The 1,177-nt window shown below is 47.3% G+C and carries 2 protein-coding genes; both read right to left on the reverse strand.

Translation table 11 applies throughout. The features are described from left to right. Positions 1–736: alpha/beta hydrolase (locus R8269_RS25275; RefSeq protein ID WP_318222916.1), on the reverse strand; the 736-nt coding region annotated here is incomplete at its 3' end. Between the two features lie 120 nt (positions 737–856). Continuing rightward, positions 857–1,177, reverse strand: a 321-nt coding sequence (locus tag R8269_RS25280) for a TetR family transcriptional regulator C-terminal domain-containing protein (RefSeq protein WP_412079970.1), incomplete at its 5' end; no start/stop codon positions are given.

Genomic DNA, 1,177 nt, shown 5'->3' on the forward strand with positions numbered 1-1,177 from the left:
CGGAAATGCTGTGTTTAGTGAATTTATCTTGCTCATCATGCACGATGATCGTGGGTGCCGCTCGCTCCGAGAGTCGCTTCAGAGGGTCGATCGATTGCAATGGGTGGCCATACTGATCTTCCACTGCCGATACCACCGCTTTGAACAGTTTCATTGAATAGCCAGAACGCGCAATGCTGCCAAACAAGTTCTCTACGTAATTCAACACTGGCGCAATCAATAGCAGTGGCTTGTTTTCCAACTTATGATGACGGCACTCAAGTGCAGACGCCGTTCCCATACTATGTCCAACCAATCCGGCGACGCCTTCTTCTACCGAGTCGAGAACCTCTTCCAAACCACGCACAAAGCCCGGAATATGGCCATATTGACCATCACTTTCACCATGAGCTGGATGATCGTAAGCCAACGCTGTAAATCCACAAGCCGCGATATGTTCCATCAACGGATAAAACTGGCTCGCCGTGCCCGACCAACCATGAGTCAGAACCCACACAGGCCCCTGACCCAACGAATACGTTTTGATAGCCCCAGTGTGCCCTTGGATTTCTGCTTTAACTAATCCTTGTGGCTCCGCATTTTTTGGTTGCGTACGCGCTGGAGTAAGCAGCAGTTTTCGCGCCGTTTTCTTCGCATGCGATGGGGCTAATGTGTGGTGCAAGCGGGTACTGATGTTGACGAGACTGCGCTTCACACTAAAACGCTGCGAGGTATTAAAATAGATTTTCTCACTCATGATCTTTTCCTTAGTTATCAGCACACTTAGCAAAAATAGAACGGTCGTGCTTTTTACGCTGATAAGAAAGAGCGAACTCTGTCGCTCTTTAAAATGAATCTTCGTTACCCGTAGACGGTGTTAACCTCTCCATCGAGCAAGCAAGTTGTCGATGCCTTGCCAAAATAGGCGTAAGCTCTCTTCCTCACCTTTGATCGAATAGAAAACATGCGCGCTCAGGTACTGCCCGTATAAATCGAACGTCGCCTGACGAGTATCTAAGTCGCTTATAAACTCTTGGTTTTCTTTGCCTTTCGCAATTTGAATTTCTAGATAACTTAACCAAGTATCAATCGCTTTACGTAATGCCGCTTGTAACGGACAATTTTTGTCTGCGGCATCATTCCACGCATCAAGGAACATACAGCTGCCTTGAAATGAATGGTTCCACGTCATCCAAGA

This window comes from Vibrio sp. Vb0667 (genome assembly GCF_033391095.1).